At 69.9% G+C, this 459-nt stretch carries 1 protein-coding gene; it reads right to left on the bottom strand.

Annotated features, from left to right (window positions below; genetic code table 11):
- Positions 1–459, bottom strand: a 459-nt coding sequence (locus tag JQK88_RS35675; RefSeq protein WP_203281280.1) for an alpha-L-fucosidase, incomplete at both ends; no start/stop codon positions are given.

The raw sequence follows: 459 nt of genomic DNA on the forward strand, positions 1-459 counted from the left end.
GCCAGTCGTAGGCCTGGCGCCGCCCGTTCGGGCCTTCGCCGTTGGCGCCGTCGAACCAGACCTCGATCACCGGGCCGTAGTGGGTCAGCAATTCGGTGAGCTGGGCGATGTAGAAATCGTCGTAGGCGCGGCCGCTGCCGTAGCGCGGCTCGTGCCGGTCCCACGGCGACAGATAGAAGCCCACGCCGAGGCCTTCGGCGCGGCAGGCATCCACGAACTCGCGCACCACATCGCCCTGGCCGTCGCGCCACGGGCTGCTGCGCACGCTGTGCGCGGTGGTCGCGGTCGGCCACAGGCAGAAGCCGTCGTGGTGCTTGGCGGTGAGGATCAGACTGCGGAAGCCGCCGGCCTTGGCCGCGCGCGCCCATTGCCGCGCATCCAGATTGGTCGGCGCGAACAGGCGCGGGCTTTCGTCGCCTTCGCCCCACTCGCGATCGGTGTAGGTGTTGACGGTGTAGT

This window comes from Mesorhizobium caraganae (assembly GCF_016836705.1).
GTDB classification, from domain to species: Bacteria; Pseudomonadota; Alphaproteobacteria; order Rhizobiales; family Rhizobiaceae; genus Mesorhizobium; species Mesorhizobium caraganae.